Origin of the sequence: Phytohabitans flavus (assembly GCF_011764545.1) — a bacterium.
Lineage (GTDB): Bacteria > Actinomycetota > Actinomycetes > Mycobacteriales > Micromonosporaceae > Phytohabitans > Phytohabitans flavus.
In genome coordinates, this window is sequence record NZ_AP022870.1 from 5,246,548 (window position 1) to 5,273,025 (window position 26,478).

A 26,478-nucleotide genomic window follows, 5' to 3' on the forward strand; every position below is an offset into this window, starting at 1 on the left:
GTGGCTATCCTGCCAAAGCCGCCGCGACAAGCCGCTCCCCCAGTGCGCGTACGGCTCGACGCAGCTCCGGTCCACCCACGACACGGGATATGCGGGGGACTGCGGCGAGCTGCTCCGCGTACCAGATCGGGCTGCTTGTCGTGCCGACCAGCCGGCAGGTGCCGCTGTCGACCGGCTCGACGCGGCCGAGGGCGCGCGGGAGCCAGCGGGACAGCTCGTCTGCGGGCGCCTCGACGAGCACCTCGGTCTGGTACTCCCAGCCGACCGCCAGGTGCTCCTCCAGCGTGGCGACCGGGTCGAGGTCGGCGGGCGGGCTGAAGGTCGCGTCCAGGGCCGTGACGTCGCGAATCCGGTCGATCCGGTACGCGCGGCGGGCACTCGAGGTGTGCGACCAGCAGAGCAGGTACCAGCGGCCGTGGCGGACCACGACGCCCCAGGGGTCGACCTCGAAGATCCGCTCCGGACCGGCCTCGGAACGGTACCCGAACCGCACCCGCCGTCCCTCCGCGCGGGCCTGCACCAGCGCGATGGTGGTCCGCGGGTCGGGACGGGCGGCGGCCCGGTCGGGGGCGGGCGCGGCGCTGCGACGGACCGCCTCGGCCTGGGCGGCCACCGGCTCCGGGAGCGCCCGCACGAGCTTGCCGAGCGCGCTGCCGACCGAGTCGGTGGGGTCGCCGGCGTCGTGGTGACCGTCCAGCACGGCCATGACAAGACCGAGTGCCTCGGTACCGCTGAACAGCAGCGGGGGCAGCCGCAGCCCTCGGCCGATCCGGTAGCCGCCACGCGGCCCGCGCTCGGACTCGATCGGGATGCCGGCCTCGCGGAGGATCTCGACGTACCGCCGGGCGGCCCGCTCCGATACGCCGAGCTTGCCGGCGATCCGCTCGGCGGTGATGCCCGGGCTGCCCTGCACCAGCTCCAGGGCGAGCAGCGCCCGAGCGGTGGGACTCGCGTCGGGTTTCACGGCGTCACCACATTCCGGAAGCAAAATGACCGGAATGCAACCTAGCATGGCGGGCATGATCCGGATCGTTCCCGCCAACGAGGCGTCGTGGGAGGACCTCACCTCAATCCTCGGCACGTCGTATGCCGGCCGGTGCCACTGCCAGTGGTTCAAGGTGCCCGGCTGGCTCTGGCGCGACTCCACCCAGGAGGAGCGGACCGCCGCCTTCCGCGCGCAGGCCGCCTGCGGCACCCCCAGCGCCGACTCCACCAGCGGCCTCGTGGCGTATGTGGACGGCGAGCCGGCCGGGTGGGTGGCGGTCGAGCCGCGCGTGGCGTACCCGAAGCTGCGCAGCCTGCGGGTGCCGTGGACCGGGCGGGCCGAGGACAAGGACGACCCGGACGTGTGGTCGGTGACGTGTTTCGCGGTCCGCCCGGGCTACCGGGGGCAGGGCCTGACCTATCCGCTGGCCCGCGCGACGGTCGACTTCGCGCGGGGGCGAGGGGCGCGGGCGCTCGAGGCGTACCCCATGATCGTCGACCCCGGCAAGGTGGTCACCTGGGGCGAGCTGTACGTGGGCGCCCGCCAGGTCTTCGAGGAAGCCGGCTTCAAGGAGGTCAGCCACCCGACGCCCCGCCGCGTCGTGATGCGCGTCGACTTCGCGTAGGGGGCTGCCACATTTCGACAGCCCCCGTCGGCGGCGCTAGCTCGCGTAGGTCTCGTACTCGGCGACCCTGGGGGTCGCGGACGAGCTGGTGATCTCAAAGGTGATCTTGCGCAGTGCGGTCCGGGCGAACGTGATCACGCCTGCCCCACTGCCCGAGGCCAGGACCGCTCCGGTGTCGGCGTTGACCACCCGCCACGATCCGATCGCGCCGGTGGCACCGGACGCCTCCCGGATGTTGATCCTGGAGACCGAGGTGGCCGAGCCCCACTTGATCGAGATGGAACCCGTCGAGCCGGCCGGCGACCAGTACGTGGTCATGCTTCCATCCAGCACGTTGCCGTAGCTCGTACCGCTGGCCTTGCTGGAGCCGTCGGCGCCGGCCCCGAGGCTGAGGTTGGTACCGCTGGGCTGGGTCGGTGCCGGGGTCGTGGGCGCCGGCGTCGTGGGGCGCGGCGTGGTCGGGCTCGGCGCGGCGGTGGTCGGCGGCGTCTGCGGCGAGCAGTTGCCGTTCGACACCTGAAGGCCCTTGTTGGCGCCGGCCGTCTGGCTCACGACGTTCGGCACGCAGCTCGCCCCGTCGAGGCTGTACGCGTACGGGATGCTGACCGTGGTGTTGGACTGCGGGTTGGGGCCGGCCGGGTTGGTGTCGCTGCCCGGGCTGGACCAGGTCACGTTGTCGAGGATGTTGCCGCTGACCTGCCAGAAGCCGGCCTCGCTCGTGTAGAAGGTGCCGAGGACGTCCTTGGAGTTGCGGAAGTAGTTGTTGTCCACCTTGGCGCGGGCACCGGCGCGGGAGTTGATGCCGGACTCGTGCAGGCTCACGTAGTGGTTGTTGTAGATGTGGGCAATGCCGCCACGCAGCAGGGGCGTGCGTGAGTCGATGTTCTCGTACAGGTTGTGGTGGAACGTGACAAACCCGTTCGAGCGGTCGCTCTCGCTCGACCCGATGAGGCCGCCGCGGCCGGAGTTGCGCAGGATGCTGTAGGACAGCGTCACGTACTGGGTGTTGTCCTTCATGTCGAAGAGGCCGTCGAAGCCCTCCGACTCACCGCCCGACGCCTCGAGCGTGACGTGGTCGACCCAGACGTTGCGGACGGTGCTCTCCATGCCGATGGCGTCGCCGCCGTTGGAGATGGGCGAGCCCGACTTCTTGACGTTCCGGACGGTCACGTTCTGGATGATGATGTTGCTGGCGTCCCGGATGTGGATGCCCAACTGGTCGAAGACGGCCCCGCCCCCGACCCCGACGATCGTGACGTTGCTGATCTCCTTGAGCTCGATCTTGTCGGCGGCCGTGTTGCAGCTGTCGCCCGACACCTTCGTGGTGTTGCCGTGGTTGATCGTCCCCTGGACCTCGATGACGATCGGGGTGCTGCTGCTGGCCCGGCCGCACAGGGCCGCGTGGATCGCGGTGCCGGTCGTGGCCCGCACGGTCTGCCCGCCCGCACCGCCGGTGGTCCCGCCGTTCTGCGTCGCGTAGCCGGTGACGCCACCGACAGCCGCCGACGCCTCGGGTATCGACAGGACCACCCCGGTCGCCGCCACCAGGGCCGTCGTGCCCAGCGCCGCACAGAGCCGCAGCGCGACTGCTCGTCTCATCCTCGCCTCACTTCTCGCATCGAATGCTCGATGTCGCGACCACCGCACGGTCGTGGGGCCGTCCGGCTGCCCAGTCACCGATCGCTTCGACGAACGGCCAAGGCGCGCGACACACGAAGCGCGCCCGAGCGGCGAGGTCCGGCCCGGTCGAAGCCAAGCCCAGGGGAAAGCGCTTTCCGAGCTGAGCATAGGACGACGCCCATCGATACGACAAGATCCCCGCCCGGATTACGGCGATATGGCGACACCACGAGGCCATCGGCCTGACCACACAACCCCAGGAGTGAGCTACCGCGACGTCCGCGGTGGTCCGGACCGCTGCTCCCGCGGCCTCACCCTCCGCGACACACAGCCAAACCCCGGCCCCGCATGGCAAGGCCGCGACGGCCCACGCCCCAGACACCGGACCAGCACCGCCGGCGGCGAGCCCGCGGCCCACCTCGGGCGCGCGATAACACAACGCTGGCGGACCTTGGCCGCTTGTCCCCTTAATCGCTTCGCGCTCCGACCCCATCGCGCCGATCGGAGAGACGGTCGCGGACGACCGGCACAGTCCAAAGAGGGCGCAGCCTTGATCGGTAGCGCTACGGTCGTCCGTGGCGAGAAATTGCCCCTGGCGGGGTAACTTTTCGCCACGGACGCGGCGCGACACGGCGCCACTAGCGTCGATCAAGGAAGTCTGGGCCCACAGGCCTTGATCGACGTCCTTGCGTGGAGGCTCGAGCGCTGGCGGCTGTCGGCCAGCTCACGATGACCGGCTGGCACGGGCCAGGGTGACGCTGTCCGGGGCTTCGCAGTCTGCGGCATCCCGCCGCTTGCGCTTCTAGGTCAGAATTTGGGCCATGCTGCGTTGGGCCAACCTCGCCGACCGGGTCGCTCCCGCCGACCTGGCATTGCTCGGTCTGAGCTGCTTCAACGGATTCGACATCCCGGTCGGAAAGGCGGCCCAAAGCGCTCTTGACGGACTTGCGTCTGACGCCCTGATCGGAAAGGCGGCCCAAAGCGCTCTTGACGGGCTCCGGTTTGCCCGATTTGACCTCTCGGCGCTTCGGCTAGAGCACGCTCAAGTAGTACGTCGACACCTACGTCGCTATGATGCGGACGATCACGGCTTTCGCAGCCTTTTGCCGGCTGACATCCGATCTGGCGACGTAATCCTCTCCCCCGAAGGGGCAGGACGTTAGCGGATCCAATGGGACGGCGTGTGGTCGTGGCGGCGGTATTTCGGAACTTCGGCGCCGCCGGCGCGCCGTTCCACCTCGGCTGCTCCAACGGCAGTTCTGTCGCTGTCGACCCGGCGGTTCGAATCAAGGTACGTCGGCAGAAGCTTCCTCAAACCGATGACCTTGGCGATGTAGGCACGGCACTGCAGGCCACGCTTTCGGCGTTGTGGGACGTCGACGACACCGTCGCCGTGCGGCCCACGATCGAGGCAGTGGCCCCGAGGTCAAAGCGCAGATAGATGACGAGCAGTGCTTCACCGGGGCGATAGCGGCAGGATTTGCCTGGAACCTGCTACGCCTTGGTGACTCCCCTGGCCGAAGTCAGGGGATGGCCAAGATCATGATCTCACCGCTCGGCTCGGACTTACTTTTCGATCGCATCCGGCCGGCCAGGGAACAGGATCTCAACACTCGAAGGCAGCTGGGCCAAGTCGCAATCCAGGCTGGCGTTAGCCATACTGTCAACAGCTGGCTCATGCCGATGCATCTTCTCGGGGTCGGCGCCGAGTACTTGCCGCGCGGGGTGGCGGCCAGGACGGTCACCGCCAGTGGTCAAGCCCGGTGGACGATCGCCGATCCCCACATCCAACTTTCGCTGACGCCCGCTGGCCGAATCTGGCTCCTGGCTCACGCTCGCCTGTCCGGAACGGAACTGTTGGAGGACGCCTTGCCCCCTGAGCCCTCGCCCAGTGGCCACAGCTATATCGTCAACTTCCACGATCAGGTCACCGGGTCAGCGTTCGCGGTCGGCGACCAGGCGAAGCAGGTCGTACACATCCATAACGACGGAGCCGCCCGGGACGCGGTCAAGGCCATCCTCGACCTGGTCCAGCAGCAGCGCGCCGGGCTCGTTCTCTCCGCTGAGGAGGCGGCCGAGTTGGATGAGTCCCTGGCCATTCTGCAGGTGTCCTTGACCGAGGAGCAACCTGCCTCAGCGTTACGGCTCGCCGCACTGACCATTTCTCGGATCGCCGGTGACCTGTTTGTCGGTGCCGCCGGCAACGCCGTGTGGGAGGGATTCAAAGCCGCGATAGGCATATAGGACATCGCGGCAAGACGCTGCGACACAGCGGGTCCGCCGCGGCTAGAGGGTTTCGGTTCTTGACACCGTCATTGCCGGCCGCTGGGACGGACAGAGCAAATGCGGCCGTGCGACCAACCCCGGCCTGGTCTCGCCGCGGGCCGTGCGGGCCGGGGTCGTGGGTGTGAAGCGCGGAGGGTGAGGCCGCGGGAGCAGCGGTCTGGACCACTGCGGACGTCGCGGTAGCTCAAATCTTTGGCTTGAAATAGACCTTTCGGGTAGATCCGGGGTGGATCCGCCGCATGGGCTAGCGGCGGGTGGTGAGGATCAGGTCGGCGACGAGTGCGGTCCAGCCGGTCTGGTGCCATGCGCCGAGGCCGGCGCCGTTGTCGCCGTGGAAGTACTCGGGGAAGACGATCAGGTCCTTCCAGTCGGGGTGGGTCTGGAAGAGCTCGCACGCGCCGTACATCGGGCGGCGGCCCCAGGCGTCGGGCACGAAGAGTGAGATCAGTCGGTCGGAGAGGTCGTCGGCGACCTCGGTGAGCGTCTGTTTCTTCCCCGAGCGCGTCGGGTGCTCGATCACCAGGTCGTCGCCGAAGAACGCGGCGTAGTCGCGCAGTGCGGAGATCAACAGGTAGTTGGTCGGCATCCAGATCGGGCCGCGCCAGTTCGAGTTGCCGCCGAATAGGCCGCTTGTCGACTCGGCGGGCTCGTAGCCGACCGTGAACTCCTGCCCGCCCAGCTCCACCGAGAATGGTTTGTCCAGGTGGCGGCGGGAGAGCGTACGGAGCCCGTACTGCGAGAGGAACTCCTCCTCGTCGAGCATGCGGGCCAGGATGCGCACGATCTGGTCGGGGCCGACCATCGACAGCAGGCGGCGCTTGAGCCCGTCGCCGGCCAGCCGCCGGGCGCCGAGCACGTCCGCGTACGCCGGCTTGTTGGTCAGGAACCACCGCAGCCGCGCGGCGAGCTCTGGCAGCCGGCCGAGCGTACGTGAGCTGAGCGTGGTGGTGGCGGCGAGCGGAAGCAGGCCGACCACCGAGCGCACCTTGAGCGGCACGGTACTGCCGTCGGGCAGGCGGAGCTGGTCGTAGAAAAAGGAGTCCTCGTCGTCCCAGAGCCCCTGGTGGTACGCGGCCGCCGCGATGTAGGCGAAGTGCTCGAAGAACTTGGTGGCCACGTCCTCGTACGCCCGGTCGTGCTCGGCCAGCCGCACGGCCATGTCGAGCAGGTTGAGCGCGTACATGGCCATCCAGCCGGTGCCGTCGGACTGCTCCAGCACCCCGGCGACCGGCAGCGCGGCCGAGCGGTCGAACGGGCCGACGTTGTCCAGCCCGAGGAAGCCGCCCTCGAAGACGTTGTTGCCGTTGATGTCCTTGCGGTTGACCCACCAGGTGAAGTTGAGCAGGAGCTTGTGCATCACCCGGGCGAGGAAATCGTAGTCGCGGCCGCCGTCGATCTCGAAGACGCGCAGCGCTGCCCACGCGTGCACGGGCGGGTTGACGTCGCCGAACGCCCACTCGTACGCCGGGATCTGCCCGTTGGGGTGCATGTACCACTCACGCAGCAGCAACAGCACCTGCTGCTTGGCGAACTCCGGGTCGACCCGGGCCAGCGAGACGCAGTGGAAGGCCAGATCCCAGGCCGCGTACCACGGGTACTCCCAGGGGTCGGGCATGGAGATCACGTCGAAGCTGTTCATGTGCCACCAGGCGCTGTTGCGCCCGTGCTTGCGGCCCGGTGGCGGCGGCAGGCTGGCCGGGTCGCCGTTGATCCACTGCTCGACGTCGAAATGGTAGAACTGCTTGCCCCACATCAGCCCGCGATGGCCTTGCGAAGCACCGCCGCCTCCTCACGGGAGGCGCCCTTCGGGGTGAGCTGGGTGAAGTACGCGTCGGCCTCGGTCCGGCGCGCGGCGATCACCTTGTCGAAGTCTCGGCCCAGGTCGAGCAGGGGTGCCGCCTCGTCGCCGGGCGGCGGCGAGGTGAGCGTGAGGCGCAGCCGGATCCACATCTCCCCGCCCGCCGGTACGGTCAGGCGGTAGTGCAGCGCCCCCTTTGTACCTGTCATATCCGGGTTGACCGTGTCCGCACCGTCGACCACGTGGTCGTTGATGCCGTCCTTCGGGTACTCACTGCGGCCGGGCAGGCCCCACAGCCGCTGCGTATTCGTCTCGTTGTCGCAGCACAGCACGGTCGGGTCGCCCTCGCCCTGCAACACGATCTGGCCGAGCACCCAGTGCTCGCCGACGAGCCGCCCGTCGCCGCCGTGCAGCACAGGCTTCTGGTCGCGGCCGGGCAGCCCCCACGACCAGGTGTTGCGGAACCACAGCGTGGGCAAGACGTCCAGCGTCGCGGTGTCCGGGCCGCGGTTTGCCACGTTGACCACGATGCACATGTCGGTCGGCGAGGCCTTGGCGTAGTCGACGGTCACCGCCCAGTAGCGGTCGTCGTCGAAGACGCCGGTGTCGACAAGCTCGTACTCGGTCTCGTCACGGCCCGGGCGGCGTTGACGGCGACCAGGTCGTCGTACGGGAAGGCGGACTGCGGGTAGTGGTAACGCCAGCGCATCCAGGAGTGGGTCGGGGTGGAGTCTTCGTACCACCAGTACTCCTTGACGTCCTCGCCGTGGTTGCCCCCGTCGCCGCCGAGCCCGAACATCCGCTCCTTGAGGATCGGGTCCTGGCCATTCCACAGGGCGAGGGCGAAGCTGAACGTCTGGCGGTCGTCGCAGATGCCGGCCATACCGTCCTCGTTCCACCGGTATGTCCGGGAACGGGCGTCGTCATGGGGAAAGTAGTCCCAGGCCGTGCCGTGCTCCGAGTAGTCCTCCCGCACTGTGCCCCAGGCCCGCTCCGAGAGGTACGGGCCCCAGGCTCGCCACGGCTGTTCTCCCGCGTTCGCCTGAGCCAGCCGCGTATGCTCCGCGTCGCCCGCAGGCGTCACCGCTTCCGCCACCTTCGCCTTCCGTCGTCTGAACCGCACTGAACCATTGTCCCGGTGACGTGTTACGGGTGCCGTCACCGTCGTCCCATCTTGGTAAGGGAGCCTAATGATCGGCATCGGGTTCGGGCCGCAGGTCTGCGGTGATCTGGCGACGGGTGCCACCCGAGAGTGGCTGCTCACCGACGGGGTCGGGGGTTATGCCATGGGAACCGTCGCCGGCCTGCGCACCCGCCGGTACCATGCCCTTCTCGCGGTCTCCGGGGATACGCCGGCGTCCCGGCATGTAGGACTCGTGTCGCTCGATCCCGTCGTGACCCTGCCGTCCGGCGCCCAAGTGCGGCTCGCCACACACGAGTGGGCCTCCGGGGCGGTCGAGCCGAAGGGGCATCACCTGATCGAGCGCTTCGACCTCGCCGACGGGCTCCCCGCTGGCGGTACCGGATCGGCGACGTCGTTATCGAGCGGGAGATCGCCATGGTCCACGGCCGGCCGGCGGTCGCGGTGGTGCACCGGCTGATCTCCGGCGGCCCAGTCCGGCTGGCACTGGAGGCGCTCTGCACGTGGCGGGACGGGCACGCCGAGCGGTACGCGGACGGCCCGCCCCGCGCGTGCTCCCCACCGCGGACGGCGCGGTCGTCGAGCAGGCGTACCGGATGGCCGGCCCCGGCTGGGCGCCGACCGGCCAGTGGTGGCGCGGCGTCCACCATCGCGAGGAAGCGGCGCGCGGGCTCTCGTCCGAGGAGGACATCTGGTTCGCGGGGCGCTTCGGCGGCTCGCTCGACACGCCGGGCGACACGCTCGAAGTGCTCGCCTGGGCCGGCGACCTGGACGACCGCCCCGCCCCGGCCACCGAGGTCGTGGCCGCCGCTCGGGAGCGGCACTGGAAGGTCATCGCGGCCGCCACACCCGCCGACTCGGTCGACGCGACGCTGGCCCTCGCGGCCGACGCGTTCGTGGTGCGCACGGCCGCCGGGCCGGACGTCGTTGCGGGCTACCCGTGGTTCGGCGCGTGGTCGCGGGACACCATGACGTCGTACGAGGGGCTCTTCCTCGCCACCGGGCGGGCGGAGGAGGGGCGCGAGCTGCTCCGGGCCTACGCGGGGACGCTCTCGCAGGGCATGCTCGCCAACACCGCGGACACCGGCAGCGTCGAGTACAACACCTGCGACGCCACGATGTGGTTCCTGCACGCGGTCGACCGGCACGTGTCGGTCACCGAGGACACCGACCTCGCCGCCGAGCTGCTGCCCGCACTGCGCGGGGTGGTCGACGCGCACCTGGCCGGTACCCGGTACGGCATCCGCGTCGACCCGGCCGACGGGCTTGTCACGCAAGGCACACCGGGCGAGGCACTGACCTGGATGGACGCCCGGGTGTACGGGGTACCGGTGACCCCGCGCGCCGGCAAGCCGGTCGAGGTGAACGCCCTCTGGGTCAACGGGCTCGCGGCGATCGTGTACCTGGCCGCGCGCGTGGGCCAGGACCCGGGCGCCGCGCCGCAGGTGCACGCCCGCGCGCGGGACGCGTTCCGGGCGCGGTACCCCGCCCCGACCGGCTGGCTCTACGACGTCCTCGACGGGCCGGCCGGCAACGACATGTCACTGCGCTCCAACCAGTTGCTCGCGTGGTCGCTCCCGCACGCACCCCTGGACCCGGACGAGGCGGCGCTCCGCGCGATCGGTGCCGCGCTCATGACCCCGCTGGGCCCGCGCAGCCTCGCCCCCGACTCGCCGGGCTTCATCGGAAATCATCGCGGCGCGCCGGCCCAACGCGACGGGGCCTACCACCAAGGGACAGTGTGGCCGTGGACAATAGGGCCCTACGCGGATGCGACGCGGAAGGCCGGTTGGCGAATTAGCGATTTGTTCACCGGTATCGAGTCTCATTTGCCCGAGTTTGGCCTAGCATCCGTAAGCGAAACCGCCGACGGGTATGCGCCACACGCTGCGACCGGCTGCCCCTTCCAGGGTTGGTCCGTAGCGGAAGCGCTGCGCGCTCGACGGTTTTGATCGGTGCGCGTTACATACACGCAACGGTGGTGTCTTCACTGGTTTTCTCGTGACCGGCACGATTGGTCCGAACCCAACGACGTGAAGGCATCTGGCGGGGTGCCTGTACGCGCATGGGCAAGGGGGCAATGTAAATCCAGGGGGGCGGACCTTCATGACCTCGGCGGGCGGCGACGTAATCGACATCAGGACCTCACCGCGACAGCGGGTCCTGATGCTTTCCTGGGAGTACCCACCAGTGGTGGTCGGGGGTCTCGGCCGGCACGTGCACCACCTCTCCACCTCGCTGGCCGCGGCGGGCCACGAGGTCACCGTCGTCACCCGGCACGCGCCCGGTGCGCCGCTGGAGGAGTACGCGGATGGCGTGCGCATCGTCCGCGCACCGGAGGACCCACCGCTCTTCCCCTTGTCCACGCCCTCCCTGCTCGCCTGGACCATGGCGTTCAACCACACGCTGACCCGCGCCGCCCTGCGCGCCGCCCAGTCCGGTCAGTACGACGTCGTCCACGCCCACGACTGGCTCGTGACGCACACCGCGGTCACGCTCAAGGAGCACCTCGACCTCCCACTCGTCGCCACCATCCACGCCACCGAGGCCGGCCGTCACCAGGGCTGGCTCCCCGACGATATGAACAAGTGCATCCACTCCGTGGAGTGGTGGCTGGGGCGCGAGGCGTGCCGCGTACTTGTCTGCTCGGAGTACATGAAGTGGGAGGTGACCCGCCTCCTGGAGCTTCCCGCACCCCGGGTCGAGGTCATCCCCAACGGCGTCGACGACCGGGTCTGGCGGGCCCAGCCCGGCGCGGTCGCCGCGGCCAGGTCGCAGTTCGCAGGCGAGGGCCCGCTGGTCGGGTTCGCCGGCCGCCTGGTGTACGAGAAGGGCGCGCAGCACCTCGTACACGCGATCCCCCAGCTCCGCGAGCGGCACCCCGGCCTGCGCGTGGTCATCGCCGGCGACGGGCCGTACAAGGGCGAGCTGGTCCAGGCCGCGCAGAAGCTCGACCTGGTGGAGACGGTCAGCTTCCCCGGTTTCATGAACGAGACTCAGCTTCCCGCCATGCTCGCCGCCACCGACGCGACCGTGGTGCCCAGCCTGTACGAGCCGTTCGGCATGGTGGCGCTCGAAGCCGCCGCGGCCGGCGCCCCGCTCGCCGTCTCCGCCACCGGCGGCCTCGCCGAGATCGTGGAGCCCGGCGTGACCGGCGTGACGTTCCCGCACAGCGACCCGGACGCGCTCGCCGGCGCGGTGGGCACGCTGCTCGGCGACCAGACGTTCGCCCGCTCGGTGGCGCAGCGGGCCCGCACGATGGTGGCCGAGCGCTACGGCTGGTCGACGATCGCTGCCCGCACCGCCGCCGCGTACGCGACCGCCCGCCGGGAAAGCTCCACGTTCAACACCCGCCAGGCGGAGATGCTGCTGGAGGAAGGACGCGCGAAGATCGTCGTGCCCGAGGGCAACCTGCTGGCCCTGGACGGCGTCCTTTCGTGACCCCGGTCCTGCTCCCCGGCACCGAAGCGCCGCTGGTCGGCGAGCTCGACCTGCACCTTTTCGGCGAGGGCCGGCACGAGCGCCTGTGGGAGATGCTCGGCGCACGGCTACAGCCGGAGGGCTGCCGCTTCGCGGTGTGGGCGCCGAATGCCCGCGAGGTCCGGGTCATCGGCGACTTCACCGGCTGGGGACCGGACGACGGGATCGTGCTGGAGCCTGTGGGCGAAAGCGGCATCCGCGCCGGCTTCGTGCCGGGCGTCGAGGCGGGACAGCGGTACAAGTACCGCGTCCACGGCGCGGACGGCCGGTGGACCGAGCGCGCCGACCCCATGGCTACGCACACCGAGTGCCCGCCGCGCACCGCCTCGGTGGTGTACGAGTCCGTGTACGAGTGGGGCGACACCGCTTGGATGTCCACCCGCACAGCGGGCCACCACGCCAAGCCCATGTCCGTGTACGAGGTGCACCTGGGCTCGTGGCGCCCCGGACTGTCCTATCGCGACCTGGCCGACCAGCTTGTGTCCTATGTGGTCGATCTGGGCTTCACGCACGTGGAGCTGATGCCGGTCGCCGAGCACCCGTACGGCCCGTCGTGGGGTTACCAGGTCACCGGCTACTACGCGCCCACGTCCCGCTTCGGGGCGCCGGACGACTTCCGCTACCTGGTGGACAGGCTGCACCAGGCCGGCATCGGCGTGCTGCTCGACTGGGTGCCGGCCCACTTTCCCAAGGACGAATGGGCGCTCGCCCGGTTTGACGGCACCGCGCTCTACGAGCACCCGTGGGCCGGCGAGCACCCCGACTGGGGCAGCCTGATCTTCAACTACGGCCGTACCGAGGTGCGCAACTTCCTCATCGCCAACGCGCTGTACTGGCTCGAGGAGTTTCACATCGACGGGCTGCGCGTGGACGCGGTCGCCTCGATGCTGTACCTCGACTACTCCCGCCAGCCCGGCCAGTGGGCGCCGAACGCGTACGGCGGCAACGAGCACCTGGAAGCCATCTCGCTCCTCCGCTCGCTGAACGAGACCGTGTACCGGCTGCACCCCGGCGTCGTCATGATCGCGGAGGAGTCGACGGCGTGGCCCGGCGTGTCGCGGCCGGTCGACTGGGGCGGCCTCGGCTTCGGCCTGAAGTGGAACATGGGCTGGATGCACGACACGCTGGAGTACGTCTCCCGCGACCCGCTCTACCGGTCCTTCCACCACGACCAGCTGACCTGGCCGACGATGTACGCATTCGACGAGCAGTTCCTGCTGCCGATCAGCCACGACGAGGTGGTACACGGCAAGGGCTCGCTCATCGGCAAGATGCCCGGCGACCGCTGGCAGAAGCTGGCCGGGCTGCGCGGCTTCCTCGGGTACATGTGGGCGTTTCCGGGCAAGCAGCTGCTCTTCATGGGCTGTGAGCTGGCCGACGAGCGCGAGTGGAGCGAGCAGGCCGGCCTCGACTGGTCCCTCCTCCCCACTTCCGCCGGCGTCCGCGACCTGCTGCGCGACCTGAACCGGGCCTACCGCGAACACCCCGCGCTGTGGTCCCAGGACACCGCGCCGGCGGGCTTCCGGTGGATCGGGTGGGACGACTGGCAGCAGAACACGGTGTCGTTCGTGCGGGTCGGCGACGACGGCTCGATGGTCGCCTGCGTGGCGAACTTCTCCGGCGTACCCCGCATCGACTACCGCATCGGCCTGCCGGACGGTGGCCGGTGGGTGGAGATCCTCAACACCGACGCGCCCTGCTACGGCGGCGCCGGGGTCGGCAACTACGGCGGCGTGGACGCGTCGGCGACCGGGTCGCACGGCCACCCGTACTCCGCCGAGGTCCACGTCGGCGCATACGCGACGGTGTGGTTCGCCCACCGCTTTGTTATCTCGCCGTAATGCGGCACTCGCCACGTCTGATTATCGTGTGGCTCGGGGACTGAGCCTTTTCAACCTCCTGGTCAGCACCACCGCCGACCGCGAGTCGAGGTGGAAAAAGGCTCATTGGGATGGGGAACCTTGTCCGTGTGGCAAGTGCTCATCGCCGAGCGGTACAGCCTGGTGAAGCCGGTCGGCAGCGGCGGCATGGGCCGGGTCTGGCTGGCCCGCGACGAGATGCTCCGCCGCGAGGTGGCGGTCAAAGAGGTCGTGCCACCCGACTGGATGACCGCCGAGGAGCGCCAGCTGCTCCGCGAGACCACCATCCGTGAGGCGCGCGCCGCCGCACAGCTCAACCACCCCAACGCCGTGCAGATCTACGACGTGGTCTACACCGAGGGCCGGCCGTGGATCGTGATGGAGTACGTGCCGTCCCGCTCGCTTCAGGAGGTCGTCCAGCAGGACGGCCCGCTGCCCGTCGAGCGGGTGGCGCAGATCGGCCTCTCCGTGCTGTACGCGCTGCGCGCCGCCCACGTCGCCGGCGTCCTGCACCGCGACGTCAAGCCGCACAACGTGCTGATCGCCGATGACGGGCGGGTGGTGCTGACCGACTTCGGGCTGGCCACGTTCGACGGCGGGGACGGCGCGATGACGCGCGCCGGGCTCATCATGGGCTCACCGCAGTACGTGGCGCCGGAGCGGGCCAAGGACGGCATCTCGACCGTCGAGACCGACCTGTGGTCGCTGGGCGCGACGCTCTTCGCGGCGGTGGAGGGGCACTCGCCGTACGCCCGCTCGACCACCATGGCCACCCTCACCGCGCTCGCCACCGCGCCGCCCGACCCGGCCCCCGCGCCGGTGCGCTGCGCCCGGTGCTGAATGGGCTGCTGCGCAAGGACCCGAAGCACCGGCTCAACGGCGAGGAGGCCGAGCGGCTGCTGCGTCGCGCCGCGCTCCCGCCGCCCGCCGTGCGGCCGCGCTCCCGCCTGCTCCCCCGCCCCGCCGCTCGCCGGAGAACGCGCGGCCCGAGTTTCCGGCCGAGGGATCCGGCGGCAGACGGCGCCGGCTCGTCATCGCGGCCGCCGCGGGGCTGCTCGCCGCGGTCGGTGCGGCCGGCGCGGTGGTCGCGCTCAGTGGCGACGGCGACGGGGGTACCCCTGTCGTCGTCGGCGCCCCGGCCACCTCGCCCAGCGCCTCCCCGCCGGCCAGCGGCGCCGGAGCGGGCACGGGCATGCCGTGCGCTTCGCCGCCCACCGGTGCCGCGCCCAAGCGCCCGGCCCCGCCGGCAAGCCCGCGGTTCGCGCTCGCGGACGGCTTCTCCTGGCACGCCGACCCGAGCGGCTTCACGGTGGCCGTGCCGTCGTCGTGGACGTACTACCGGGACGGCGACGTGGTCTGCTTCCGCGAGCCGGGCAGCCCGCGACTGCTCGCCGTCGACACCGCGCCGGGCCTCAAGGGCGACCCGGTCGAGCACTGGAAGTCCGAGGAGCGCAAGGTGGTGGCCGGCGGCGCGCTCAGCGAGTACCGGAAGGTCGCGATCCTGCCCAACCGCTACTTCAAGGGCGGCGCCGACTGGGACTGCACCTGGCTGAGCGCCAAGGGCGAGCGGCTGCACGCGCGGCAGGAGCTCTTCCGCACGTCAGAAAAGCGGACATACACGATCCTGTGGGTCACCCGCGAGCTCGACTGGGCCGGCAACCTCGCCTACCTCAACATGATCAACGCAAGCTTCGCGCCGGCGAAGTGAGCCCCCGCCCGGGCGGCGCGTCCGCCTCTTGGCCGGCCGCCGCGCCGCCGCCGGGCGCGAGCCTGGCCCCGCGCGAGCCGCGCCCCGCGAGCGCTTCGCCTTGGGTGACGTGAGCGCCAGCGGGCTCGGGCTCAGCCGAGCCAGCCGGGGCGGACCAGGCCGGCCTCGTACGCATATACGACAAGCTGGGCGCGGTCGCGGGCGCCGAGCTTGACCATCGCGCGGCTCACGTGGGTCTTGGCGGTGGCCGGGCTGACCACCAGGCGGGCGGCGATCTCCTCATTGGACAGTCCCGCGCCGACCAAGGCCATCACCTCGCGCTCCCGATCGGTGAGCTGCTCCAACGACGGCTCGGGCACGGCCGGCTGGACGCCGCCCCGGCCAGCGAACTCGGCGATAAGCCGCCGCGTCACGCCGGGCGACAGCAGCGCGTCGCCGGCCGCCACCGCGCGCACGCCGCGCAGCAACTCGACCGGCTCGGTGTCCTTGACCAGGAAGCCGGAGGCGCCGACCCGCAGCGCCTCGAACAGGTACTCGTCAAGCTCGAACGTGGTCAGGATGACGATCCGCGTCGCCGCGAGCGCCGGGTCGGCGGCGATCCGGCGGGTGGCCTCCAGGCCGTCGACGCCAGGCATGCGGATGTCCATCAACACCACGTCGGGCTTGGTCTGCCCGGCGAGGCGGACGGCCTCGATGCCGTCGGCCGCCTCGGCGACCACCTCGATGTCCGGCTCGGCGTCGAGCAGCGCCCGGAACCCGGCTCGCACCAGCCCCTGGTCGTCCGCCAGCAGCACCCTGATCATCCATCCCCCTCGTCCGCACGCCCATCCGAGCCTTTGTCCGCACGCCCGTCCAGGCCCTTGTCCGCACGCCCGTCCGGGCCCTTGTCCGCACGCCCGTCCCGGCCGTTGTCCACGCGCCCGTCCCGGCCGTTGTCCACGCGCCCGTCCGGGCCTTTGTCCGCGCGGCCGTCCCGGCCCTTGTCCGCGCGCCCATCTCGCCCGCGCCGGCCGTCACCGTTGCCCAGCGGCAGGGTGGCCGCCACGGTGAAGCCGCCACCGTCCGCCGGGCCGGCCGCCAGGGTGCCACCCAGCGCGGCGGCCCGTGCGCGCATGCCCGCGATGCCGTTGCCCGCCTCGGGCGAGGCCGGACCGCCCACGCCGTTGTCCGCCACGCGCACGGTGACCGCCTCGTCGCCGTATCCGATGGTGACCACCGCGGCGGCGCCCGCACCGGCGTGGCGGCGGACGTTGGTGAGGGCCTCCTGCACGATCCGGTAGGCCGCCCGGTCGACCTCGGCCGGCAGGTCGCGCGGCTCGCCCTCCACGACCGTGCGCACGGGCAGGCCGGCGTCGGCGGTCAGGTCGTCGAGCCGGGCCAGGCTTGGCGCGGGCGCCCGCGGGGCGGCCTCCTCCTCCGGGCGGAGCACGCCGAGCACCGAACGCACCTCGCGTAGCGCCTCGGCGCTCGCCGACTTGATCGCGGTCAGCGCCTCCCTGGCCTGCTCCGGTCGCGTGTCCATCAGGTGCAGCCCCACCCCGGCCTGCACGTTGATCAGGGACAGGTGGTGGCCCAGCACGTCGTGCAGCTCGCGGGCGATCCGCAGCCGCTCCTCGCTGGCCTGGCGCTTTTCCTGCTCGGCCCGGGCCCTGGCCTGCTCGGCACGGTATTTGGCGACCTCGGCGAACTGCTGCCGGCGCGCCCGATTCGCCTCGGCCAGCAGCAGCGCGACGAAGACGCTGGCCGCGATGACCGCCGCCCGGCCCCAATCCGGACGAGTGACGACCGTGTAGGCGACATAGCCGGCTGCGACAAGCGCCCACGTGGGCGCACGCTTGCCCACCTCGATCGAGGCGAAGACGGCGAAGATCGCGGCCAGGTAGAACGGCCCGCGCGGCTGCTCGACCCACGCCACGAAGCCCACGGCGCTGGCGATCGTGACGGCCAGGGCCGCAACGGGAAACTTGTATCGCCAGGCGAGCGCGATCGGCCCGGCAAGCAGGATGGCATATCCGAGGGCGTCGGGGTCGATGTGCGCGGTGCGCGCGGCGAGCACCTGGGCCACCGCGCTGACGAACGCGAGACCGCCCGCGTGGCGCTTGCGGTTGGGATCCCACCGACGCTCCCACCGGCGCTCCCACCGCGCACGCGAACCAGCGCCCGGCTCCCAAGGCGGGTGGCCGGGCGGGCGGGGGCGCCAGTCCTTGCTCACGGTCTGAAGGTAGGCCACGCGACCCTGCCTCGGCATCGCCCCGCCGCGGCTATCGCTCGTACCCCATCGGGAGTATCCGGGACCCGTCCGCCTCCCCCTCCGCTACTCCACGGGTGGTACGCGCGGAGCCCCTCCTGCTCCTATCGGTGGCCGGACGATGTCTCCACCGGCCCGACGCGGCGAGCCCGCCGTTCCGGGACCCTCGTTTACATGACAGCAACGGAAGCCGGCGCCGGGCGTGTACGAGCCTCGGACGTCGAACGGGAACAGATGGCGACGATCCTCCGCGCCGCGATGAGTGAGGGGCGGCTGGACCTGGCCGAGGGCGAGGAGCGGCTGGCCAAGGCGTACGCGGCGACGTACCGGGACGAGCTGCGCGGGCTCGTCACCGACCTGCCCGACGGTGGGCGGCGTGCGCTGGCCGATACACCCGAGGCGAGGACGATGGCGCGCTGGGCGCTGCGGCGGCACTTCAGCGGCGTGGTCGTGGTCGGAGCCATCCTGGTGGGGCTGTGGGTGCTCTCCGGGGTGGCGTTCTTCTGGCCGATCATCCCGCTGGCCTTCCTCTTCCTCGGGCTGGCCAAGCACGCGTCGTGGCACCGCCACGGCGGGTACCGGCAGTACGGCGACTGGCGCGGCCCGAGGGGTCGCGACTGGCGTGACCGGGGCGACTGGCGGGTGGAGGCCGAGTACCGCGGGAGCGGCTCGTGCGGTAGGGGGTACCGCGACGGGTGGTGACCGCCGCGGTCGGGTGGCGCCTCCCGCGCCGGTGGGCGCCACCCGGCAGCACACACACCGCAGCAGATGAGCGGAACACGGTGGCGTGGTGAGCGCCACCGTGGCGGTCGTTGAATGTGGACTGTCGCTCTGGGACAGTCCCGCGCATGATGGGGCCGTCTCACGCATTGTCCGGCGCAGCCGTCTGGCTGGGCGGTTCCTGGGCACTTGACCATTTCGCCGGATACGAGCAGACGCCGCTCACCATAGCCGTCGGCACCGCGGTCTGTGCCGGCGGCGCGCTCTTTCCCGACCTCGACCTCTCCGGCAAGGTCACCCGCAACAAGGGCGGCGCGACGGTGGCACGCACCTTCGGCGTGGCGTCGCTCTTCCTGGCCGAGGTGATCGAGAAGCTGTCGCTGGTCGTCTACCACATCACCAAGCTCAGCAAGGACCCCGACCGGGAGAACGGCCACCGCACGCTCACCCACACGCTCCCGTTCACGGCGCTGGTGGGGTGGGGTACGACGGCGCTCTGCACCGCGTACGGCAAATGGGCCGTCGTCGGAATCCTCTTCGTCATGATCGGCCTCGCGCTCCGCGGCCTCTTCGACGAGTGGGCCAAGCGCGCCGGCTGGCTGCTCATCACGCTCATCTCCGCCGCGGCGGCGTGGTTCACCGCGCTCCAGCTTCCCGGCGACCGCGGGTACCCGATGCTCGGCCTCGCCGTCGGCGTCGGTTGCCTGGTCCATCTGTTGGGCGACCTTGTCACCCGCGCCGGCGTACCCATCCTGTGGCCCATCCCCACCGGCCGCCGCATGTGGCGGATGATCGGCCTGCCCGACGCCCTTGCCATTCGCGCCGGCAGCGCGGTGGAGGTCTACCTGTTCCGCGGCGCGTTCATGGTGGTCTCGCTGCTGTCCGCGTGGGGACTGCTGGCGCCGTCGGTGCTTCGCCGCTTCAATATCGAAGTGTGAGTGTTGCCGGTGACGACGCGGTCCCGAGCTTCTGGGGTGCGCTCGACCTGCCCGGCTTGGCCGATGTGCACGTGCACTTCCTGCCGCCGCGCATGCTTCGCCGGGTATGGGCGCACTTCGACGCGGCCGGCCCGCTGGTGGGCGTGGAGTGGCCGATTCGGTACCGCTGGACGGACGCGGAGCGGGTCGCCCACCTGGCGAAGCTGGGTGTGCGGGCCTTCACCGCGCTGGCGTACGCGCATCGCCCCGACATGGCCGCCGACCTCAACGACTGGACGCTCGCCTTCGCGCGCGACACGCCCGGCTGCCTCCCGTCGGCGACGTTCTACCCCGAGCCGGGCGTGACGGAGTACGTGACCGCCGCACTCGACGCCGGTGCCCGGATCTTCAAGGTGCACCTCCAGGTGGGTGGCTTCGACCCGCTCGACGCCGCGCTGACACCGGTGTGGGGGCTGCTGGCGGAGGCCGAGGTGCCGGTGGTGGTCCACGCTGGGCACGCGCCGGTCGCGGCCGGGTACACCGGACCTTCGCCGTTCGGCGCGTTGCTCGCCCGGCATCCCCGGCTCCCCGCGATCGTGGCGCACCTCGGCGCGCCGGACTATGAGGCGTTCCTGGCGCTGGCCGAGTCGTACGAGCGGGTCGCGGTGGACACGACGATGGCGTTCACGCCGTTTTTCGACCAGTTCATGCCGTTTCCGCCGGCGTTACGCTCTCGCCTGCGCGAGCTGGGCCTGGCCGGCAAGGTGCTGCTGGGCAGCGATTTCCCCAACATCCCCTACGAGTACGCCGACCAGCTCGCCGGCTTGGAGCGACTCGATTTGGGCGACGACTGGCTGCGCGCGGTCTGCTGGGCGAATTTTATGGAACGCTTCGGTAATGCTGTTTGAGCGGCGGCTGCGGGACGGCATCGCGGACGGTAGCATCACGGCCGCTCTGCGCAGGTGGCGCCGCCCCAGGTCGTAACAGGCCGGACATACCGGACGGGCGCCGGCCTCGTGGAGGTGACGGCGGCCGATCCGGTACACCCGGAGGAGCTCACCGCCGACGATGCCCGCGCCGCCGGCTTCGAGAGCGTGGCCGAGCTGCTCGCCCACCTCGGCGGCCCCGCCGACGGCCACCTGTACCTGCTCCACTTCCGCCGCGTCGCCGGCCCCGACCCGCGCGCGGCGCTGGCCGCCGACGACCGCCTGGACGACGGCGGGGTGGCCGCGATCGACCTGCGCCTGGGCCGCCTGGACCACGCGAGCACCCGAGGCCCATGGACCGCCGCCGTCCTGCGCGCGATCGCCGACCATCCCGGCGTGCGCGCGGCCGACCTGGCGGAGGCGCTGGGCCGCGACCTCCCCTCGTTCAAGGCCGACGTACGCAAGCTGAAGGCACTCGGCCTGACCGAAAGCCTGGAGGTCGGCTACCGCCTCTCCCCCGCGGCGCCGCCTACCTGTCCCACCGCCCCTGACCCGCGCCGGCTATCGGCGGGTGCGTTGAGTGGGGATCGTGAGCTTGAAGGCCGCCACCGCCTCGGGGCTCTCCAGCCGGGCGCCGTCGGCGATGCGGTCGCAGGCCACGTCGACCACCTCGTGCTTGTGGGCCAGCAGGTACGGCCGGGCGCCGGCGTCGGCGTGCGCGACCGTGGAGATGCCGGGCCAGTGCTTGCGGCCGAAGAGCATCGGGTAGCTGCGCCGGCCCTCGTAGGTGGCGCAGACCAGGACGTCGGAGTACGGCAGGGCGGCCACCCGGCGCACCGCGTGGGCCGTCACGCCCGGCATGTCCACCGGGACCACGACGACCGCGTCGGCGTCCGTGTCGGTCAGGGCGCTCAGCCCGACGCGCAGTGAGCTGCCTATACCTCTCCCCCAGGTCTTGTCCACCAGCACGCTGGCGCCCTTGAGCTCGGCCGCGGCCTGTACCTCGTCGGCGGCCGCGCCGAGCACGACGAACACCGGCTCGCAGCCGGCATCGCGCACGGTCTCGATCGCCCGGTCGACGAGCGGTGTGCCGTCGTGTTGCAGCAGTGCCTCAGGCCCGCCACCGATCCGGCGCCCCCGCCGGCGGCGATGACCATGGCCGCGGTCGTCATCGCGAACACCCCCCCAGGTGTGCCGCGTCAAGTCTGAGCGCTGAATCCCATCCGCAAAAGATCCAGGCGGCTCATTTGGCGTCGGCGTAACAATCAACGACGGACACGTCGAGAGGGAAGCGGACCGTGGTGGCTCCGAAAAGGAGCTGTCCGGCGCGGGCAGCGGCGGCCCGCACCGCCTCGCTGACCTCGGCAGCCTGCTCCCGCGGCGCGTGCACCAGCACTTCGTCGTGCTGAAAGAAAACCAGGTCGGCGCCGGTGCCGACCAGGTGGCCGCGGAGCGTGGCGAGCAGAGTGAGCGCCCACTCGGCGGCGGTGCCCTGGATGACGAAGTTACGGGTGAAGCGGCCGCGGGCCCGCGCCCGGGCACCTTCGCCCTCGGTCGGGCCGAGCTCCTCCTGGTTTACCGACACGGACCGGGGCGGGCACGTGCGGCCGAGCCAGGAGCGGACCAGGCCGCCACCCTCACCGGTACGGGCGGCGGCCTCGACATACTCGAAAGCGGTCGGGTAGTTGCGCTTGAGGGTGGCGAGGGCGGGGACGGCGGCGCCGCCGGTCTGCCCATACATAGCGCCGAGCAGCGCGACCTTGGCCCGGGCCCGGTCACCGGCGAACGCGTCGGCGGCCAGCGCGGCATACAGATCGCCGGAGGCGGCCGCGGCGGCCAGGCGCTCGTCGCCGGAGACCGCGGCGAGCACGCGCGGCTCGAGCTGGCCGGCGTCGGCCACCACGAGCTTCCAGCCGGGGTCGGCGACGACGGCCCGGCGGACCACCTTGGGGATCTGAAGGGCCCCGCCGCCGCGGGTGGCCCAGCGGCCGGAGACCACGCCGGCCGGCACGTACTCCGGGCGGAAGCGCCCATCGTGGACCCACGCGTCGCGCCAGGCCCAGCCGTGCGCGGTCCAGATGCGGTAAAGCTCCTTGTGCTCCAGCAGCAGCGGCACGGCCGGGTGGTCGACGCCCCGCAGCGACCAGGCGCGCGTATTGGGCAGGTGCACACCGGACCGGGCGAACGCGCGCAGCAGCTCCTGGGGCGACTCCGGGTGCAGCTGCCGCACGCCGAGCGCGGCCGCGATCCGCGCGGAGAGCTCGGCCAGCCGGCGGGGCGGCCCGCCCACCGGCGAGGGCTCGCCGAGCAGCTCGTACAGCAGCTTGTCGTGGATGTCCGCGCGCCACGGCAGCCCGGCCGCGCCCATCTCGGCGGCGATGAGCGCGCCAGCCGACTCGGCGGCCACTAGCAGGCGGAAGCGGCCGGGGTGCTCGGTGCGCGCGATCCGGGCGCTCTGGTCCTCGTAAACGCGGGCGAGGATGTCCGGGTCGTCCTCGGGCGGCGGCGCGGCGTCGAAGAGGGAGCCCTGACCGTCGCCGGGCGGGGTGGCGGCACGCGGCGGCGGGTCGGGCGGCACCAGCGCGCCGGTCAGTCGGGCCCACGCCGCGGCGAGCGAGCGCGGCTCGCCCCACCGCCCCGCGTAGCCGAGCAGCAGCGCCTCGGTCAGCTCGACGTCGTGGCAGCGCTCGACCCGCACCCCCGCCCGAAGCAGCGGCGGGTAGCTGGTGGCGGTAGACCCCCAAACCCGCCGCCCATCGACCTCCACGCGGTCAGTCTGCCACCGTGGTATGACAGTTGATCAGGGACTTTGTGAGCTGACACGCCGACAGAAACGCCCACCAAGTCCCTGATCAACAGCTATTTGACGGCGCCGGCTGTCAGGCCCGCCTGGATTTGGCGCTGGAAGAAGGCGTACACGACGATCATGGGGAGGATGGAGAGGACGACTGCGGCGAACATGGCGGCCCAGTCGGCCTCGTAGCCGGCTTGCACCGAAATGTTTGCTATGCCCTGGGTGAGCACCCAGTGCTCCTGCGCGTTTTCGCCCTGCATGAGCGCCACGGGCAGCAGGTACTGGTTCCACTGGCCCATGATGTTGAAAATCGTGATGCTCACCAGGGCCGGCCGGGCCATCGGCATCATGACCTGGAAGAACAGCCGCGTGTGCGACGCACCGTCCATCACCGCCGCCTCGGCCACCGAGTTCGGCAGCGTCTTGAAGAACGCGGTCAGGAAGAACACGGTGAACGGCAGCGAGTAGGCGATGTAGACCAGGATCAGGCCGGTGTACGTGTTGAGCAGCCCCATGTTGTTGACGATGAGGAAGAGCGGCACCAGGGCCAGGAACACCGGGAACGCGAGGCCGGAGACGAAGAGGTAGTAGATGACCCGGTTGCCGATGAACTTGTACCGGGCCAGCACGTACGCCGCCATCGAGCCGAAGAGCATCGTGCCCGCGGTGGCCAGCCCCACCACGAAGAGGCTGTTGAGGAAGTAGCGGCCGACGTGCGCCTCGTTCCACGCCCGGACGTAGCTGTCGAGGCTGAAACTCGACGGCAGGCTGAACGGGTTGCCCAGGTACATCTCGGTATTGGTCTTGAAGGACGCGAGGAACATCCAGAGCAGCGGGGCGAGGATGATGATCGCCCAGATCGCGAGCGAGATGTGCGCGAGGCCGTTGAGCAGGCCGATCTCGCGACGCTGGTCCTGTGCTGGGCCGCCCGGGCGGCGGGCCGGCGCGTCCCCTCGCGGGGGTGCCGGGGTGTCGATGCGTGCCATTGCCGGTACCCCTAGAGCTCGATCGTCTCGCGCCGGCTGACCCGCAGGGTCAGCGCCGCGAACGTGATGGTCACGAAGAAGAGCGCCACACCCATGGCCGAGGCATAGCCCATCTGGGAGTAGCTGAACGCGTTGCGGTAGATCTCCATGCCGAGCACCGTGGTGGCGCCGTCCGGACCGCCCTGCTCGATCGAAAGCACCTGCACGATGGCGAACGCGTCGAACGCCGCGATGCCCAGGTAGACCCAGGCGACCTGGAGCGTGTCCCGCAGCAGCGGCAGCGTGACCCTGAAGAACATGCTGGCCCGGCCGGCGCCGTCGAGCACCGCGGCCTCGTAGATGTCCTTCGGCACCGAGGCCATGCCGGCGGAGAAGAGCACCACGTAGAAGCCGACCGCCTGCCACACGAGTACCGCGATGATCGCGAAGAGCGCGATGTTCCGGTCCGCCATGATCGGTATGGGGTCGATCCCGAAGACGCCGAGGAGCCCGTTGAGCAGGCCGCTCTCGTCCGGCGCGTACACCCGCCGGAAGATCACACCGATGATCACGACGGCGAGGACCTGGGGGAAGAAGAAGACGATCCGGTAGAAGTTCGACCCCCAGACCCCGCGCAGCGTGCCGCCGCGAGAGCCCCCGCCCACGTTCAGGAGGAACGCGAACACGAGGGCTATCGCGATGGCCACGAGCGGCAGGACAAGCAGCAGCACACCGTGGTGCCGTATCGCCTTCCAGAAGATGTCGTCCTGAAGCAACCGTTGGAAGTTGTCCAGCCCGATGAACTTCGGGTTAGCCGAGACACCGCGCCAGTTGGTCATCGCCAGGTAGAAGGCCTGGAGATACGGCGCGATCACGAAGGTCACGTAGATCGTGACCGGCACGATCAAAAAGCCGACGATGAACGGGTACCTGCCGTGCCGCATCACGACTACCGCTTGAACTTCTCGATGGACGGGTCCTTCTTCACCTCGTCCGCGACCTTCTGCATGCGGGTCACGAACTTGTTGGCGTCACCACCGTTGAACATCAGCTCGTTGGTGGCCGCGCGGCACTCGTCGTCCATCTTCTTGTACCAGGTGTCCCAGCGGTAGGCGAAGTAGTCGCTGCCGGCCGCCTTGAGCATGGTCTCGCTGCTGGTGAGGCCGGGCGAGATGGTGAGGCCCTCGGTGGCGCCCTGCACGACCGTGAGCACCTTGGTCAGCTGGGTGAAGCCCTTCGCGCCCTCCTTGGAGAGCATGTGGCGCAGGTACTCCATGCCGCCGCGCGGGTTCTTGCCCTTGGCCGCGACGAAGTACATCTCACCGGCGGCCGCGTAGATCGCGGTCTGCGGGAGCTTGTCCGAGGCGGTCGCGCTGGGGACCGGGACCACCGCGTAGTTGAAGCCGGCCGGGGTGTCCTTGGTCTGCTCGTTCTCCAGCCAGGAGCCGGAGGGGTAGAAGACGACCTTGTCCTGGTTCTGCTGGAGCTGGACCTCGGTGTGCTGGAGGCCGAGGTGCGCCTTGTCCATGTACTTGGCGCCGATCTCGCCCCACAGCTGGGCGGCCTGCTTGACCGGCTCGGCCGTCCAGGCACCGTCCTCGAGGTTGTCGATGTTCTTGAGGACGTCCGCGCCACCGATCTTGGCGGCGGTCGTGAGGATCACCAGGTACTGGTAGTACGCGGCGTTCGCGCCGGCGTAGGCATACCCCGTCTTGCCGGCCGCCTTGGCCTTGTCGAGCAGCGCGGTGAAGTCGCTCCAGGTCTTCGGCGGGGTCCAGCCGTTGGTCTGGAAGAGCTTGTCCGAGTACCAGAGCCCGAAGGTGGTGAAGGCGTAGTTGAGCGTGTACGGCTTGCCGTTGAAGGAGCCCTGCTCGATCGTGCCCGGCACGAGCGTGTCCTTGACGGTCTTCCCCGGGATGTCCAGCGACGGCGCGTTGAACAGCTCGGTCAGGTCCTGCACCTGGCCCGCCTGCACAAGGGCACCCTGGTCCATCAGCTTCGAGCCGGCGTTGTTGACCATGTCCGGCGGCTCGTTGCTCGTGAACCGCGGCTGGAGGACGGTCGCCATCTCCTCCGCCTGGTTGAACTTCACCTCGGCGTCGGGGAAAGCCTTCTTGTACGACGGGACGTGCACGTCGGTGGCGTACTTGGTGCCGAGGCCGCCGTTGAAGATGTAGATCTCGAGCGGGGCCTTGCCGTCCACGCCGAGCGGGTTGGTGGCGCTCTTCTCGCCCTCCGCCTGGTCGGTCGGCTCGTCTTCGCCGCCGCCGACACAGGCACTGAGCAGACCGGCGGCCGGTGTCGCGAGCAGACCGGCGGCCGCCGCCCGCCGCAGCAGCGTGCGGCGGGTGAGATCAGACGTACTGTCAGGGGGTACGGACATGATGCGTCTCCTCGGTTGGGTGT

The 26,478-nt window shown here is 70.6% G+C and carries 16 protein-coding genes and 4 pseudogenes; 10 read left to right on the top strand and 10 right to left on the bottom strand.

What is annotated here, in order from left to right; translation table 11 throughout:
• Positions 1-4: 4 nt before the first annotated feature.
• Positions 5-964, bottom strand: a complete 960-nt coding sequence (locus Pflav_RS22850) for a helix-turn-helix transcriptional regulator (RefSeq protein ID WP_173038072.1) — start codon at positions 962-964, stop codon at positions 5-7.
• Between the two features lie 55 nt (positions 965-1,019).
• Here Pflav_RS22850 and Pflav_RS22855 point away from each other — a divergent pair, with 55 nt between their 5' ends.
• Complete coding sequence (locus tag Pflav_RS22855; protein WP_173038074.1) at positions 1,020-1,610, top strand: GNAT family N-acetyltransferase; 591 nt, start codon at positions 1,020-1,022, stop codon at positions 1,608-1,610.
• 36 nt (positions 1,611-1,646) lie between these two features.
• Here the strand turns inward: Pflav_RS22855 and Pflav_RS22860 are convergent, their stop codons facing one another.
• Positions 1,647-3,209, bottom strand: a complete 1,563-nt coding sequence (locus Pflav_RS22860; protein ID WP_173038076.1) for a pectate lyase family protein — start codon at positions 3,207-3,209, stop codon at positions 1,647-1,649.
• Positions 3,210-4,760: 1,551 nt separating this feature from the next.
• Here Pflav_RS22860 and Pflav_RS22865 point away from each other — a divergent pair.
• The gene (locus Pflav_RS22865; RefSeq protein ID WP_173038077.1) at positions 4,761-5,474 is read left to right on the top strand and encodes a hypothetical protein; all 714 of its coding nucleotides are present in this window, start codon (positions 4,761-4,763) and stop codon (positions 5,472-5,474) included.
• 286 nt (positions 5,475-5,760) lie between these two features.
• On the opposite strand, the pseudogene Pflav_RS22870 reads toward Pflav_RS22865, so the two are convergent.
• A pseudogene (locus tag Pflav_RS22870) lies at positions 5,761-8,410 on the bottom strand (MGH1-like glycoside hydrolase domain-containing protein).
• Positions 8,411-8,504: 94 nt separating this feature from the next.
• Between Pflav_RS22870 and Pflav_RS22875 the strand changes: the two are divergent.
• The 5 genes and pseudogenes from Pflav_RS22875 to Pflav_RS46085 all read left to right on the top strand — a co-directional run bounded on the left by Pflav_RS22875 (position 8,505) and on the right by Pflav_RS46085 (position 15,502).
• A pseudogene (locus Pflav_RS22875) lies at positions 8,505-10,407 on the top strand (amylo-alpha-1,6-glucosidase).
• 154 nt (positions 10,408-10,561) lie between these two features.
• The gene (locus Pflav_RS22880) at positions 10,562-11,896 is read left to right on the top strand and encodes a glycosyltransferase family 4 protein (RefSeq protein WP_173038078.1); all 1,335 of its coding nucleotides are present in this window, start codon (positions 10,562-10,564) and stop codon (positions 11,894-11,896) included.
• Positions 11,893-13,776: a 1,4-alpha-glucan branching protein GlgB gene (gene glgB, locus Pflav_RS22885; protein ID WP_173038079.1), complete on the top strand. Its 1,884-nt coding sequence runs from the start codon at positions 11,893-11,895 to the stop codon at positions 13,774-13,776. The genes Pflav_RS22880 and glgB overlap by 4 nt, the downstream gene beginning before the upstream one ends.
• Positions 13,777-13,902: 126 nt before the next feature.
• A complete protein-coding gene (locus Pflav_RS46080) occupies positions 13,903-14,634 on the top strand; it encodes a serine/threonine-protein kinase (RefSeq protein ID WP_232071786.1) in 732 nt (243 codons plus the stop codon).
• 241 nt (positions 14,635-14,875) lie between these two features.
• Positions 14,876-15,502 (top strand): hypothetical protein, encoded by a 627-nt coding sequence (locus tag Pflav_RS46085; protein WP_232071788.1) that lies wholly within the window; start codon positions 14,876-14,878, stop codon positions 15,500-15,502.
• A 131-nt stretch (positions 15,503-15,633) separates the two neighbouring features.
• Here the strand turns inward: Pflav_RS46085 and Pflav_RS22900 are convergent, their stop codons facing one another.
• Complete coding sequence (locus Pflav_RS22900; protein ID WP_173038081.1) at positions 15,634-16,305, bottom strand: response regulator; 672 nt, start codon at positions 16,303-16,305, stop codon at positions 15,634-15,636.
• Positions 16,302-17,714, bottom strand: coding sequence for a sensor histidine kinase (locus Pflav_RS22905; protein ID WP_232071790.1), 1,413 nt, complete (start codon positions 17,712-17,714; stop codon positions 16,302-16,304). Before Pflav_RS22905 ends, Pflav_RS22900 begins: the two co-directional genes overlap by 4 nt.
• Before the next feature lie 210 nt (positions 17,715-17,924).
• Between Pflav_RS22905 and Pflav_RS22910 the strand changes: the two genes are divergently transcribed.
• The 3 genes from Pflav_RS22910 (at position 17,925) to Pflav_RS22920 (ending at position 20,295) form a co-directional block, all read left to right on the top strand.
• On the top strand, positions 17,925-18,452 hold the full coding sequence (locus Pflav_RS22910; RefSeq protein ID WP_173038082.1) for a DUF1707 domain-containing protein: 528 nt from the start codon (positions 17,925-17,927) through the stop codon (positions 18,450-18,452).
• A gap of 146 nt (positions 18,453-18,598) precedes the next feature.
• Complete coding sequence (locus Pflav_RS22915) at positions 18,599-19,408, top strand: metal-dependent hydrolase (protein WP_173038084.1); 810 nt, start codon at positions 18,599-18,601, stop codon at positions 19,406-19,408.
• A complete protein-coding gene (locus Pflav_RS22920) occupies positions 19,405-20,295 on the top strand; it encodes an amidohydrolase family protein (protein WP_173038086.1) in 891 nt (296 codons plus the stop codon). The genes Pflav_RS22915 and Pflav_RS22920 overlap by 4 nt, the downstream gene beginning before the upstream one ends.
• A gap of 579 nt (positions 20,296-20,874) precedes the next feature.
• On the opposite strand, the pseudogene Pflav_RS22925 reads toward Pflav_RS22920, so the two are convergent.
• The 5 genes and pseudogenes from Pflav_RS22925 to ngcE all read right to left on the bottom strand — a co-directional run bounded on the left by Pflav_RS22925 (position 20,875) and on the right by ngcE (position 26,455).
• A pseudogene (locus Pflav_RS22925) lies at positions 20,875-21,470 on the bottom strand (nucleotidyltransferase family protein).
• An 86-nt stretch (positions 21,471-21,556) separates the two neighbouring features.
• A pseudogene (locus Pflav_RS22930) lies at positions 21,557-23,065 on the bottom strand (bifunctional 3'-5' exonuclease/DNA polymerase); the annotation flags it as partial.
• 107 nt (positions 23,066-23,172) lie between these two features.
• Positions 23,173-24,093: a carbohydrate ABC transporter permease gene (locus tag Pflav_RS22935; protein WP_173038087.1), complete on the bottom strand. Its 921-nt coding sequence runs from the start codon at positions 24,091-24,093 to the stop codon at positions 23,173-23,175.
• An 11-nt stretch (positions 24,094-24,104) separates the two neighbouring features.
• Positions 24,105-25,016, bottom strand: coding sequence for a carbohydrate ABC transporter permease (locus Pflav_RS22940; protein ID WP_173038089.1), 912 nt, complete (start codon positions 25,014-25,016; stop codon positions 24,105-24,107).
• Positions 25,017-25,021: 5 nt separating this feature from the next.
• Positions 25,022-26,455 carry an N-acetylglucosamine/diacetylchitobiose ABC transporter substrate-binding protein gene (gene ngcE, locus Pflav_RS22945; RefSeq protein ID WP_173038091.1) on the bottom strand — a complete coding sequence of 478 codons (1,434 nt, stop codon included), beginning with the start codon at positions 26,453-26,455 and terminating at the stop codon, positions 25,022-25,024.
• Positions 26,456-26,478: the final 23 nt, after the last annotated feature.